This window comes from Streptomyces sp. NPDC007917, from assembly GCF_042959105.1.
Classification (GTDB): Bacteria; Actinomycetota; Actinomycetes; order Streptomycetales; family Streptomycetaceae; genus Streptomyces.
On the sequence record NZ_JBIBKK010000020.1, the window covers coordinates 55,484 to 68,366 of the forward strand.

Annotated in this window: 10 protein-coding genes and 1 pseudogene; 8 read left to right on the plus strand and 3 right to left on the minus strand. The window is 72.4% G+C overall.

What is annotated here, in order from left to right; genetic code table 11:
- The first annotated feature begins 1 nt into the window (after nt 1).
- The 4 genes from ACFZDL_RS32120 (at nt 2) to ACFZDL_RS32135 (ending at nt 3,299) form a co-directional block, all read left to right on the plus strand.
- On the plus strand, nt 2–979 hold the full coding sequence (locus ACFZDL_RS32120) for an NAD(P)H-quinone oxidoreductase (RefSeq protein WP_353594784.1): 978 nt from the start codon (nt 2–4) through the stop codon (nt 977–979).
- Between the two features lie 95 nt (nt 980–1,074).
- On the plus strand, nt 1,075–1,539 hold the full coding sequence (locus ACFZDL_RS32125; protein ID WP_353594783.1) for a hypothetical protein: 465 nt from the start codon (nt 1,075–1,077) through the stop codon (nt 1,537–1,539).
- A gap of 60 nt (nt 1,540–1,599) precedes the next feature.
- A complete protein-coding gene (locus ACFZDL_RS32130) occupies nt 1,600–2,160 on the plus strand; it encodes a bacterial proteasome activator family protein (protein WP_353594782.1) in 561 nt (186 codons plus the stop codon).
- Between the two features lie 248 nt (nt 2,161–2,408).
- Nucleotides 2,409–3,299: an NAD(P)-dependent oxidoreductase gene (locus ACFZDL_RS32135; protein WP_353594781.1), complete on the plus strand. Its 891-nt coding sequence runs from the start codon at nt 2,409–2,411 to the stop codon at nt 3,297–3,299.
- 66 nt (nt 3,300–3,365) lie between these two features.
- Here the strand turns inward: ACFZDL_RS32135 and ACFZDL_RS32140 are convergent, their stop codons facing one another.
- Complete coding sequence (locus ACFZDL_RS32140; RefSeq protein WP_353594780.1) at nt 3,366–5,042, minus strand: protein kinase; 1,677 nt, start codon at nt 5,040–5,042, stop codon at nt 3,366–3,368.
- A 311-nt stretch (nt 5,043–5,353) separates the two neighbouring features.
- Here ACFZDL_RS32140 and ACFZDL_RS32145 point away from each other — a divergent pair, with 311 nt between their 5' ends.
- Entirely contained in the window at nt 5,354–6,928 is a 1,575-nt protein-coding gene (locus ACFZDL_RS32145; protein WP_353594779.1) for a protein kinase, read from the plus strand.
- Nucleotides 6,929–7,028: 100 nt separating this feature from the next.
- Here the strand turns inward: ACFZDL_RS32145 and ACFZDL_RS32150 are convergent, their stop codons facing one another.
- Both ACFZDL_RS32150 and ACFZDL_RS32155 read right to left on the minus strand, forming a co-directional pair.
- Nucleotides 7,029–8,066 carry a phosphotransferase gene (locus ACFZDL_RS32150; protein ID WP_353594778.1) on the minus strand — a complete coding sequence of 346 codons (1,038 nt, stop codon included), beginning with the start codon at nt 8,064–8,066 and terminating at the stop codon, nt 7,029–7,031.
- Nucleotides 8,067–8,231: 165 nt separating this feature from the next.
- Nucleotides 8,232–8,903 (minus strand): annotated as a pseudogene (locus tag ACFZDL_RS32155) (response regulator); the annotation flags it as partial.
- A gap of 343 nt (nt 8,904–9,246) precedes the next feature.
- On the opposite strand from ACFZDL_RS32155, the gene pdhA reads away from it, so the two are divergent.
- Genes pdhA through ACFZDL_RS32170 form a run of 3 tightly spaced genes read left to right on the plus strand, consistent with a single transcriptional unit; the run spans nt 9,247 to nt 12,879 of the window.
- The gene (pdhA, locus tag ACFZDL_RS32160; RefSeq protein ID WP_353594777.1) at nt 9,247–10,401 is read left to right on the plus strand and encodes a pyruvate dehydrogenase (acetyl-transferring) E1 component subunit alpha; all 1,155 of its coding nucleotides are present in this window, start codon (nt 9,247–9,249) and stop codon (nt 10,399–10,401) included.
- Between the two features lies 1 nt (nt 10,402).
- Nucleotides 10,403–11,383 (plus strand): alpha-ketoacid dehydrogenase subunit beta, encoded by a 981-nt coding sequence (locus ACFZDL_RS32165; protein ID WP_353594776.1) that lies wholly within the window; start codon nt 10,403–10,405, stop codon nt 11,381–11,383.
- Nucleotides 11,384–11,406: 23 nt separating this feature from the next.
- Nucleotides 11,407–12,879 (plus strand): dihydrolipoamide acetyltransferase family protein, encoded by a 1,473-nt coding sequence (locus ACFZDL_RS32170; protein WP_353594775.1) that lies wholly within the window; start codon nt 11,407–11,409, stop codon nt 12,877–12,879.
- Nucleotides 12,880–12,883 lie beyond the last annotated feature (4 nt).

Sequence of the window (12,883 nt, forward strand, 5' to 3'; positions counted from 1 at the left end):
CATGCATGCGATCACCATCCCCGAACCCGGCGGCCCCGACGCCCTCGTGTGGGCGGAGGTCCCCGATCCCGTACCCGGCGAGGGCGAAGTCCTGGTCGACATCGTGGCCGGTGGCGTGAACCGCGCCGATCTGCTGCAGCGCCAGGGCCACTACCCCCCGCCCCCGGGCGCCCCCGACTACCCCGGCCTGGAGTGTTCGGGCCGGATCGCGGCGCTGGGCCCCGGCGTCAGCGGCTGGACGGTGGGCGACGAGGTCTGCGCGCTGCTCGCGGGCGGCGGTTACGCCGAGAAGGTGGCGGTGCCCGCGGGGCAGCTGCTGCCCGTGCCCTCCGGCATGGACCTGGTCACCGCGGCCGCCCTGCCCGAGGTGACCGCGACCGTCTGGTCCAACGTCTTCATGCTCGCCCATCTCAGGCCGGGCGAGACCCTGCTGGTGCACGGCGGCTCCAGCGGCATCGGCACCATGGCGATCCAGCTCGCGAAGGCGGTCGGCGCGCGGGTCGCGGTGACGGCGGGCAGCGCGGAGAAGCTGGCGGCCTGCCGTGAGCTGGGCGCCGACATCCTGATCGACTACCACGAGCAGGACTTCGCCGAGGAGGTGCGCGCGGCCACCGACGGCGCCGGAGCGGATGTGATCCTGGACATCGTCGGCGCGAAGTACCTCGCCCGGAACGTGGCGGCGCTCGCCACCAACGGACGGCTGGCGATCATCGGTCTGCAGGGCGGGGCGAAGGCCGAGCTGAACCTCGGCGCGCTGCTGGCCAAGCGCGGCGCCGTGATGGCCACCAGTCTGCGCGCCCGCCCCCTCGCGGAGAAGGCGGCGATCGTCGCGGCGGTGCGCGAGCATGTCTGGCCCCTCGTGGAGAGCGGCCGGGTGCGTCCGATCGTCGACCGCATGATCCCGATGCCCGAGGCGGGGCAGGCGCACCGCGTGCTCGAGGAGAGCGGCCACATCGGCAAGGTGCTGCTGACGGTCTGAGACGGCCGGATGGCCCAAGCCTCGCGTGCCGTGCCCATGCCGTCGTGTGACGCTGAAACCGTCATGCGACGGCTCGGCACGGGAGGGTGACGACCGTGGGACCTGCGCTTCAAAGGCTGCGCACGCTGCCGGCGGTGCTGGTGATGGCCGGTGTGGCACTGCCGGCCGTACCCGTCGTGGCGCATGCCGACGACAACGACGAGCTGGCCGGGACCCGGGCCGGCGAGGGCCGGGCGCACCCCGGGCGCACCGAGGCGCCCGACGCCATACCGCCCGCCACATCGGTTCGGCCCGCGCCCTCGCGGCGGGCCGGCGAGGGCACGGGGGAGCGGCGGGAGGGGCAGCGCGAGCGGGGCCGGGGGAAACAGACGCAGGGGCCGCGGGGGTCGTACGACGACGCGTACGACCCGGCCGATCCCGCCGATCCCGCCGACGCCGCGCGGACCGACGCCGTGCCCACCGGGCGGACGCTGCGCGTGCTGCCGCTGGGCACCGGCCTGGCCCTGACGGGGCTCGGCCTGGGGCTGGCGTTCCTCGGCCTGCGGCTGCGCCGTCAGTGAGCGCCGAATCCTGACCACCCTCCCCCTCCGTACGGGTGCGCGTGCGGAACAATGGGGGTTATGAACCAGCCGATGAACGAACGATCGCAGGAGAGCCCGCACGTCCTGGTCGTCGGCCCGGACGGCATGGCCCTCGGGGGCGCCACTTCCGGCGACGGCGGCGGTGACGACGAGTCGCGCGAGGTTCCCGTGACGGACATGGTCGAACAGCCGGCCAAGGTCATGCGCATCGGCAGCATGATCAAGCAGCTTCTGGAGGAAGTCCGTGCGGCGCCTCTCGACGAGGCCAGCCGGGTCCGTCTCAAGGAGATCCACTCCAGCTCGGTGAAGGAGCTGGAGGACGGGCTCGCGCCCGAGCTCATCGGCGAGTTGGAGCGGCTTTCCCTCCCCTTCACCGATGAGGCGGTTCCGACCGAGGCCGAGCTGCGGATCGCCCAGGCGCAGCTGGTCGGCTGGCTCGAGGGCTTGTTCCACGGCATTCAGACGACGCTGTTCGCCCAGCAGATGGCGGCGCGCGCGCAGCTGGAGCAGATGCGCCGGGCCCTGCCGCCGGGCCTCGGCGGCGAGGACGGGGAGGGGGGTCCGCAGCACGGCGGCGCCCGCTCGGGCCCGTACCTTTAGCCGTCGGCCGATCTTTTACCCACGGCGGGTCGCCCCTCGGGGCGGCCCGCCGCCGTCTTGCCTCCGACGCGACCCGTGACACGACCCCTGACGCGACTCCCGACACGCCACGCGACGCGACCCCTGACACACCCCGCGACGCGAAATGGCCCACGGTCTCGCCCCCGGATTGTCCCCTGACAGTGATCCGGTCGCTTTCTAGCCTGGCCTGGTTGTTGATCATCCGGAGCAGAGAGAGGTCCGCCATCATGCGCATCTTCGTCGCGGGAGCCACGGGCGCCGTCGGCCGCCGCCTCGTCCCGCTTCTCGTCGCGGCGGGACACGAGGTGACGGGCGGTACGCGCACCCCGCAGGGAGCGGAGCGGCTGCGCGCGCAGGGGGCCTCGGCCGTACGTGTCGACGTCTTCGACGCCGACAGCGTGCACCGGGCGGTCACGGCCGCCGCCCCCGAGGCGGTCATCCACCAGCTGACCGACCTGGCGGGGGGCGACCGCGCTGCGAACGGGCGGATCCGCAGGGAGGGCACCCGTCACCTCGTCGACGCCGCCAAGCGCGCCGGGGTGACGCGCATCGTCGCCCAGTCCATCTCCTGGGCCTACGCACCCGGCGACGCCCCGGCCGACGAGTCCACCCCGCTCGACGGGGCGGCCGAGCCGCCGCGGGCCCAGATGGTCGCGAGCCTGCGGGCGCTGGAGGAGGCGGCCGCGGAGATCGAGACGCATGTCGTACTGCGCTACGGGACCTTCTACGGCCCCGGCACCTGGTACGCGCGGGGCGGGCCGCTGGAGGCCGCGCTGCGCGGCGAGCAGACGGCGGGGGACCCGGTGGCGGCGCTGCTCGGCCCGGTCGTGGCGGGCGACGCGGTCAGCTCGTTCGTCCATGTCGAGGACGCCGCCCGCGCCGCGGTGGCCGCGCTGGACTGGCCGAGTGGCGCGGTCAACGTGGTGGACGACGAACCGGCGCCGGCCCGCGCGTGGCTCCCGGCGTTCGCGGCCGCGGTGGGCGCGCCGGCGCCCGCCCCCGCCGGGGACGGCGGCCGGGCGGGCTGGGAGCGCGGGGCCGACAACACCCTCGCCCGCCGCGGGCTCGGCTGGCGGCCCCTCCACCCGACCTGGCGTACGGGCTTCACAACACTGTGATGCGGAAAGGGGCCCGGCGGACGCCGGGCCCCTTCAGAGAGAACCTGAGTGCGGAAGCGGGCGGGCTCAGCCCGGCAGCCCCGTGGAGACCGTCAGCTCGATGGTGTCGGTCTTCGGGTCGTACGGCTCGTAGTTGCGGTACGTGTAGTTGAGGACGGTGCCCTTGCCCCACAGGTTCTCGTCCTCGGTGGTCACGCGGTAGTGCCAGCCCGCGGCCCGGATGCACTTCTTCACCGAGTCGATGTAGAGGTTCTGGAAGTCGGGCACGTTGTAGGCGCCCTTCTGCTCGTACGACTCCGAGGCGTCGGTGCACTTCTCCGGGTCGATGACCTTGCTCTTGTCGCCCTCGCGGAACCCGGACGGGGTCGAGGACGCCGTGGCCGTCTTGGTGTCCTTGCCGTCGTCGCGCGCTTGGTCGTCCTTGGACCCGCCGCCGCTGAGGGCGATCACCAGGACCACGGCGACGACCGCGATCGCCGCGACGACCGCCGAGCCGATGATCACGCGCTTGTTGCCGTTGTCGCCGCCCTGGCCGCCGCCGGAGGCCGGGGCCGAGGCGGGCGAGACGGTGTACGGCGGCGGGGTGTTCGCGCCGCCCTGCGCATACGGCGCGGGGGCCGGGGTCGGGGCCGGCGCCGGGGTGTTGTAGCCCTGCTGGCTCACCGGCTGGGTGGGCGGCGGCGGGGTGGAGGGGCCGAAGCCGCCGAAGCCGCCGGAGGACTGCGGCTGGTACGGGGTCTGGACGTTCCCCAGGCCCGGGCCGGGGGGCTGCTGGCTGACCGGCGGGAAGACGGCCGAGCCCACGCCGGAGCCGCTGCGGGCGGGCGGGCCGCCGCTGATGATGATCGGGGAGGCGCCGGTCTGGCCGGTGCGCGTGACGCGGTCGCATTCGTCGCGCATGGCCTCGGCGGTGGGGAACCGCTCGTTCGGGTTCTTCTTCAGGGCCCGGGCGACCAGCGCGTCCACCGCCGGGGGGATGGACTGGTTGATCGAGGAGGGGGCGACCGGCTCCTCCTGGACGTGCGCGTACGCGATGGCGAGCGGCGAGTCCGCGTCGAACGGCAGCCGGCCCGTCAGCAGCTCGAAGAGCATGATGCCGACGGAGTACAGATCGCTGCGGGCGTCCACGCCGCGGCCGAGGGCCTGCTCGGGCGAGAGGTACTGCGGGGTGCCGACGACCATGCCGGTCTGGGTCATGGAGGTCACACCCGACTGCATGGCGCGGGCGATGCCGAAGTCCATGACTTTGACCACATTACGCTTGGTCATCATCACGTTACCGGGCTTGATGTCGCGGTGGACCAGCCCCATCTCGTGGCTGATCTCCAGCGCGGCCAGCACGTCTGCGGTGATTTTCAGCGCTTTTTCCGTGGGCATCGCGCCGTACTGCCGGGCATCCGCGTCGAGGACGGCGCGCAGCGGCTGGCCCTCGACGTACTCCATGACGATGTACGGCATCACGGAGCCGTCGATCGTGTCCTCGCCGGTGTCGAAGACCGAGACGATGTTGGTGTGGGTCAGCTTGGCGACCGACTGGGCCTCGCGGCGGAAGCGCTCGCGAAAGGACTGCTCACGGCCCAGTTCGGTGTGCAGGGTCTTGATCGCCACCTGGCGGTCGAGGACGCTGTCGTAGGCCAGGTGGACGGAGGCCATGCCGCCCTCGCCGAGCAGGTCCCGCAGTTGATAGCGGCCGCCGGCGAGGGACTTCCCTTCGTAGCGGCCCGGTGCGCCCTGCTGGCTCATTTCTTACTTCCCCCTCGGCGCACTCACTATCTTGACGCGCACGTTCCGACCCATTGATCTTCTTGTACTCGATACCCTGGCCCAGTCTGCCCCAGGCCGCGGACACGTCAAGCGACGTGCCCGTTCCGTGACCGGATGCGCAAGAACCCGTCACGCGATTTGCATGGCCTCACCTACAACAGGTTGGATGGCCGGTCCATCAGGAACCGGCGAGTGGCACGAACCCTGTAGCGTGCCCTAGCAGGAAACCGTACCGCCCGCGAGCGGGGCGATCACGACAGACCCCCACCCAGATCAGACGGCGAGGACCGATGGCACAGACCCAGAGCGCCCAGGGGCCCTCCGAACCTGACGCCACCGGGTCCGGAATCCAGGACTCCCCGGAAGCGTGGGGTAACGGCGGACTGGTCGGCGACGGCCGGTACCGGCTCACCAGCCGTCTCGGCCGCGGCGGTATGGCCGAGGTGTTCGCCGCCGAGGACGTGCGGCTCGGCCGTACGGTCGCGGTGAAGCTGCTCCGCGCCGACCTGGCGGAGGACCCGGTCTCCAAGGCCCGCTTCACCCGCGAGGCCCAGTCGGTCGCCGGGCTCAACCACCACGCCGTCGTGGCGGTCTACGACTCCGGCGAGGACATCGTCGGCCAGAGCACCGTGCCGTACATCGTCATGGAGCTGGTCGAGGGCCGTACGATCCGCGATCTTCTGGTCAACGCCGAGGCGCCGCCGCCGGACCAGGCGCTGATCATCGTCTCGGGGGTGCTGGAGGCGCTGGCCTACAGCCATCAGCACGGCATTGTGCACCGTGACATCAAGCCGGCCAACGTGATCATCACCCACAGCGGCGCCGTCAAGGTGATGGACTTCGGCATCGCCCGCGCCCTGCACGGGGCCGCCTCCACCATGACCCAGACCGGCATGGTCATGGGCACCCCGCAGTACCTCTCGCCCGAGCAGGCCCTCGGCAAGGCCGTCGACCACCGCTCGGACCTGTACGCCACCGGCTGTCTGCTCTACGAACTGCTGGCGCTGCGCCCGCCGTTCGTCGGTGAGACCCCGCTGTCGGTGGTCTACCAGCACGTCCAGGACATGCCGGTGCCGCCGTCCGAGGTCTCGGGCGGTGTGGTGCCGCCGGAGCTCGACGGGCTCGTGATGCGCTCGCTGGCCAAGGACCCGGACGACCGGTTCCAGAGCGCCGAGGAGATGCGCGGCCTGGTGCAGTACGCCCTGCAGATGCTGATCGACGCGGGCGGCCACACCGGCACCTGGAACACCGGCCCGGTCACCCAGCACCTGGGCGGCTCCACGGGCGCCATGGGCGTGGCCGGCACCACCGCCCTGCCCCACCCCGGGCACGGCGACACCACCCAGCAGCCGGTCCTGTCGGGCCGGCGCGACGACGGCGGCGGTTACGACGGCGGGTACGACAACGGCTCCGGCGGCCGCGGTGGCCGCGGCAAGCTGTGGCTGCTCGCCGTGCTCGCGGTGATCGCCATCGCGGCCGGGGTGGCGTTCGCTATGGACTTCGGCGGCGACAAGGGCGGCGGGAAGCAGCCGGGCAAGGCGGAGACGTCGACCTCGAAGCCCCACACCAAGGAGCCGACCGAGAAGGCGACGGACGAGCAGACGGAGACGAGCTCGCCCACCGAGACCTCGGGGGACACGGGCGGCGGCTACCCCGGCTCCGCGGAGCCGTCCTCGCCCACGTACACCGAGCCCACGACCGAGCCCCCGACGGCCACGGAGACGGACTCGCCCACCGACCGGCCGACCGACGACGCGACGACTCCGGGCGACGGCGGCGAGGAGACCACCCCGCCGACGACTCCGCCCACGACGCCCCCGACCACCGACCCCACCGACCCGGCCGACCCCGGGGTGACGGGCTGACGGGCTCACTGGACCTCCGACGGGGCGCGCCTTGTGTGAAGGCGCGCCCCGTCGCGCGTCATCCCGGCGTGTGAAGCGTCATCCCGGCGTTTGAAGGGGATCAGCCGCAGAAGGCGTCGCGGACCGCCTCGTACTCCCGCGTCCACCACACCGCCAGGGCCGCCGCCGCGGGGAACAGCGGATCGGCGCGCCGGTCCCCGTCCTGGTAGCGCCAGCGCAGCATCCAGAAGTCGTTGAGCCGCTCCCACCACACCCGGTGCACGGCCGCCGCCATCTCGGCGGCCCCGGCGCCCGTCGCATGGCGGTACGCCCGCGCGTACGGGAGCACCTTGTCCAGCTCCAGCGGGCCGCCCGGCCGTACGAAGAAGATCGCGGCGGCGCGGACCGCCTCCTCGGCGCGGGGCTTCACTCCGAGCCGGTCCCAGTCGACGATCGCGGCGGGTTCCGTATCGCGGTAGAGGAGGTTCAGCGGGTGGAAGTCGCCGTGGACCCAGCCGGTGGCCGGGATGGCGTCGGCCTCCGGGCGGCGGTGCGCGTGCCGCTCCAGCAGCGAGCGCCGTTCGACCAGGCGGTGCTCGGCGAGCTCGTCGAAGGGGTCGCGTCGGCGGCGGCCGCGGGCGAGGGTGAGCAGCCGGTCGATGAGCGCGAAGGTGTAGGCGGGGTCGGCCGAGGCATCGGGCGGCTGGCGGTCGGCCGCGCGGGCCACCACGACCTGCTCCAGGCAGGTGTGGACGCGCCCGAGCAGCCCGCCGAGCCGCGACGACTGGGCACAGGTCAGCTCGACGCCGGCCCGGTGCCGTCCGTCGACCCAGGGGTGCAGGGCGTAGCAGCGGCCGCCGATGACCGCGACGGTGTGGCCGTCGGCGTCGGGGACGGGCGGGGCGACGGGCACCCCGAGCGCTTCCAGCTGTTTGGTCACGCGGTGCTGACGGTCGATGGCGGCGCTGTCCCCGTCCAGGTGGTGCTTGAGGAAGAACCGGCCGCGGGTGGTGGCCAGCCGGTAGCCGCGGTTGAGCAGGCCCTCGGCGACGCGCTCGCAGGTCACCGCCTCACCGGGCCCGTCGTAGCGGCGCAACAGCGCGCTCAGGGTTTCCCCGTCGGGAGCGGTCTCGGCGGAGGTTACATGTGAGCGCGGCACGCGCCAGATGTTAGATGAACGAGCGCGGGCGGCACGGCGCGAGTTGACGCGGGGGTCCGCTCAGTGCTTCTGCGGCTGGGTCTTCCGGTCCTCGGCCGCGGCCCGGGCCGGGGCGTGGTCCCTCGCCGGGGGCCGGCCGGGGGCGGGGGCCGGGGCCTGCGCCCGGGCCTGCAGCCGGGCCACATACGCGGCGGCCTGCGAGCGGCGCTCCATGCCGAGCTTGGCCAGCAGCCCGGAGACATAGTTCTTGATCGTCTTCTCGGCCAGATGCAGCCGCTCGCCGATCGCGCGGTTGGTCAGCCCCTCCCCGATCAGCAGGAGGATCCGGCGCTCCTGCACGGTGAGGCCGGCGCTCCGGTCGTCGTCCAGCGCGCCCGCGCCGCCGCTCGCACCCGCCTCGGCGCCCGTGCGCATCCGCTCCAGCATGCGGGCCGTGGCGGCCGGGTCGAGCAGGGAGCGGCCCGCGGCCACGTCCCGTACCGCCGCGAGCAGTTCGCCGCTCCCGACGTCCTTGAGGACATAGCCGTAGGCGCCCGCCATGATCGCGTCGATGAGGGCTGCGTCGTCGGCGAAGGAGGTGAGCATCACGCACTTGATGTCCGGATGGTGGGCACGGACCTCCCGGCAGACGTCGACGCCGCTGCCGTCCGGCAGCCGCAGATCCAGCAGGGCGACATCGGGGTGCGCCGCGGGGAGGCCGGTCAGGGCCTCGGCCACGGTGCCCGCCTCGCCGACCACGACCATGTCCGGCTCGCCCGAGAGGAGCTCATGAACACCACGTCGTAGGATTTCATGGTCGTCGAGGAGGAAAATGCTGATTTTTCCTTCTTCGCGCACGAAACCAGTCTCACACACCGAGCCTTCTTGGGGCTTTCAATGTCTTTCCGCGCCGTTGGCCGGGGAGATAACGTGCCGTTGTTCCGACGGGCTGCGGGGCTGTGACCAGTGATTGTTCCGCTTCTGCGCGATTTACTTGGAAATCCAAGCAAAATTGCAGGTCAGAAGGGGTTTCGCAGAGATGCGACCCACTGGGTAACGTGCCCTTTGCAGGGCCAGCCGCCGGGATACCTGTCACGCCCGGTCGGTCTTCGGCGCACCCACCCCGTGCGCTGTCGTCGAGCGAGCGAGCCGCAACTGGCCGCCGGCGGACCCCGGGGGCCGGACAGACGGAGGAGCACACGTGACCGTGGAGAGCACTGCAGCGCGCAAACCGCGCCGTAGCGGAGCCAAGCGCACCAGCGCGAAGCGGCGGACGGCCGACCAGCCCGAGCTCGTCCAGCTGCTGACCCCCGAGGGCGAACGGGTCGAACACCCCGAGTACTCCCTGGACCCCACCCCCGACGAGCTGCGCGCCATGTACCGCGACATGGTGCTGACCCGCCGTTTCGACGGTGAGGCCACCACGCTGCAGCGCCAGGGCGAGCTGGGCCTGTGGGCCTCGCTGCTGGGCCAGGAGGCCGCCCAGATCGGCTCCGGCCGGGCCCTGCAGGACGACGACTACGTCTTCCCCACCTACCGCGAGCACGGCGTCGCCTGGTGCCGCGGCGTGGACCCGGTGAACCTGCTGGGCATGTTCCGCGGCGTGAACCACGGCGGCTGGGACCCCAACAGCAACAACTTCCACCTCTACACCATCGTCATCGGCTCGCAGACGCTGCACGCGACCGGGTACGCGATGGGCGTGGCCAAGGACGGCGCGGACAGCGCGGTCCTGGCCTACTTCGGGGACGGGGCCTCCAGCCAGGGCGATGTCGCCGAGGCGTTCACCTTCGCCGCGGTCTACAACGCCCCGGTGGTCTTCTTCTGCCAGAACAACCAGTGGGCCATCTCCGAGCCCACCGAGCGCCAGACCCGCGTCCCGCTCTACCAGCGCGCCCAGGGCTACGGCTTCCCGGGCGTCCGGGTCGACGGCAACGACGTGCTGGCCTGCCTCGCGGTCACCAAGGCCGCGCTGGAGCGGGCCCGCACCGGCCAGGGCCCCATGCTCATCGAGGCGTTCACCTACCGGATGGGCGCCCACACCACCTCCGACGACCCGACCCGCTACCGCCGGGCCGAGGAGCGGGAGCTGTGGGAGACCAAGGACCCGATCCTGCGGCTGCGCACCCACCTGACCGCCCAGGGCCTGGCGGACGACGCCTTCTTCGCCGATCTCGAGAAGGAGAGCGACGCGCTCGCCAAGCGGGTGCGCGACGCGGTACGGGCCATGCCCGACCCCGACGACATGGCGCTCTTCGAGCACATCTACGCCGACGGGCACCCGCTCGTCGACGAGGAGCGGGCTCAGTTCGCCGAGTACCAGGCTTCGTTCGCTTCCGCCGAGGAGGGCAACTGACATGGCCGCCCAGAAGATGTCGCTCTCCAAAGCGATCAACGCGTCGCTGCGCACGGCGCTGGAGAACGACCCCAAGGTCGTGATCATGGGCGAGGACGTCGGCAAGCTCGGCGGGGTCTTCCGCATCACCGACGGCCTTCAGAAGGACTTCGGCGAGGACCGGGTCATCGACACCCCGCTCGCCGAGTCCGGGATCGTCGGCACCGCGATCGGGCTCGCGCTGCGCGGCTACCGCCCGGTGGCGGAGATCCAGTTCGACGGGTTCGTCTTCCCCGCGTACGACCAGATCGTCACGCAGCTCGCCAAGATGCACGCCCGGTCGCTGGGCAAGGTCAAGCTGCCGGTCGTCATCCGGATTCCCTACGGCGGTGGCATCGGCGCGGTCGAGCACCACAGCGAGTCGCCCGAGGCGCTGTTCGCGCACGTCGCCGGGTTGAAGGTGGTCTCGCCCTCCAACGCGTCCGACGCGTACTGGATGCTGCAGCAGGCCATCGACAGCGACGACCCGGTGATCTACTTCGAGCCGAAGCGCCGCTACCACGACAAGTCCGAGGTCGACACGGCCGCGATCCCCGGTCCGCTGCACGCCGCCCGGGTGGCCCGGGCCGGGACCGACCTGACGCTCGCGGCGTACGGGCCCATGGTCAAGGTCGCGCTCGACGCCGCCGGCGCGGCCGCCGAGGAGGGCAAGTCGCTGGAGGTCGTGGACCTGCGGTCGATGTCGCCGATCGACTTCGACACCCTTCAGCGGTCCGTCGAGAAGACCGGCCGGCTGGTCGTCGTCCATGAGGCACCGGTCTTTTTGGGCACCGGCGCGGAGATCGCCGCGCGGATCACCGAGAGGTGCTTCTATCACCTTGAGGCCCCGGTGCTGCGGGTCGGCGGTTTCCACACCCCGTACCCGCCGTCGCGGCTGGAGGACGAATACCTCCCGGGCCTCGACCGGGTGCTCGACGCCGTCGACCGCGCGTTGGCGTACTGAAGGGCTTGAGGAGAGTCGTGACCATGGCTGCAACCGATCAGCGCTTCCGTGAGTTCAAGATGCCCGATGTGGGCGAGGGACTTACCGAGGCGGAGATCCTCAAGTGGTACGTGGCGCCGGGCGACAGAGTCGCCGACGGCCAGGTGGTCTGTGAGGTCGAGACCGCGAAGGCGGCGGTCGAGCTGCCGATCCCGTTCGACGGCGTGGTGCACGAGCTGCGCTTCGGCGAGGGCACGACGGTGGACGTGGGCACCGCGATCATCTCGGTGGACACCCAGCCGGGCGCGGGGGACGAGCTCGCACCGTCCGCCGCACCGACGGAGCCCGCACAGGCCGCCGAAGCCGCCGAGGACGACGAGGCCGCCGGATCAGGGGGGCGCCAGGCCAATCTGGTCGGCTACGGAGCGGCGCCCTCGTCCACCAAGCGCCGCCCGCGCAAGCCGCGGCCCGGCGCCGGGGCGGCGCCCGCCCGGGGCGTCCCGGCCCAGCCCGCGCCCGCTGCCGCCGCCCCGGCCCCGGCGGCTCCCGCACCCGCCCCCGCACCCGCCCCCGCGCCGCCGCAAGCCGAGCTGAACGGCCACGCCAAGGCCGCGCGCCCGCTGGCCAAGCCCCCGGTCCGCAAGCTCGCCAAGGACCTGGGCGTCGACCTGGCGGCGGTCACCCCGACCGGCCCCGACTCCACCATCACCCGCGAGGACGTCCACGCGGCCGCGGCCCCCGCGCCCGCCGCCGTGGCCGAGCCCGTGGCGGAGGGCGCAGCGGCCGAGGCGGAGGCGGCCCCTGCCCGGCTCGCCGGCCGGGAGCGCCGGGTGCCGATCAAGGGCGTACGGAAGGCCACCGCCCAGGCGATGGTCAGCAGCGCCTTCACGGCCCCGCACGTGACCGAGTTCATCACCGTCGACGTCACGCGCACCATGAAGCTCGTCGCCGACCTCAAGCAGGACCCGGACATGGCCGGGCTGCGGGTGAACCCGCTGCTGCTGGTCGCCAAGGCCTTCCTGGTGGCCATCCGGCGCAATCCGGACATCAACGCGGCCTGGGACGAGGACGCCCAGGAGATCGTTTACAAGGACTACGTCAATCTCGGCATCGCGGCCGCCACACCCCGGGGGCTGATCGTCCCCAACATCAAGGACGCGGGCTCGCTCACCCTGCCCGAACTGGCGTCCGCCCTCGGCGAGCTCGTCTCCACCGCCCGCGAGGGCCGGACCAGCCCGGCGGCGATGTCCGGCGGCACCGTCACCATCACCAACGTCGGCGTCTTCGGCATCGACGCCGGCACCCCGATCCTCAACCCCGGCGAATCCGCGATCCTCGCCTTCGGCTCGGTCAAGCTCCAGCCGTGGGTCCACAAGGGCAAGGTCAAGCCGCGCCAGGTGACCACCCTCGCGCTGTCCTTCGACCACCGGATGATCGACGGCGAGCTGGGCTCCAAGGTGCTCGCGGACATCGCGGCCGTCCTGGAGCAGCCCAAGCGCCTCATCACCTGGGGCTGAACCC

Excerpts from the sequence above, each read along its gene's own strand:
- ACFZDL_RS32140 (WP_353594780.1), bottom strand. The coding sequence starts at position 5,042 with ATGAGCCAGCAGGGCGCACCGGGCCGCTACGAAGGGAAGTCCCTCGCC.
- ACFZDL_RS32145 (WP_353594779.1), top strand. The coding sequence starts at position 5,354 with ATGGCACAGACCCAGAGCGCCCAGGGGCCCTCCGAACCTGACGCCACC.
- ACFZDL_RS32170 (WP_353594775.1), top strand. The coding sequence starts at position 11,407 with ATGGCTGCAACCGATCAGCGCTTCCGTGAGTTCAAGATGCCCGATGTG.
- ACFZDL_RS32120 (WP_353594784.1), top strand. The coding sequence starts at position 2 with ATGCATGCGATCACCATCCCCGAACCCGGCGGCCCCGACGCCCTCGTG.
- ACFZDL_RS32135 (WP_353594781.1), top strand. The coding sequence starts at position 2,409 with ATGCGCATCTTCGTCGCGGGAGCCACGGGCGCCGTCGGCCGCCGCCTC.
- ACFZDL_RS32165 (WP_353594776.1), top strand. The coding sequence starts at position 10,403 with ATGGCCGCCCAGAAGATGTCGCTCTCCAAAGCGATCAACGCGTCGCTG.
- ACFZDL_RS32130 (WP_353594782.1), top strand. The coding sequence starts at position 1,600 with ATGAACCAGCCGATGAACGAACGATCGCAGGAGAGCCCGCACGTCCTG.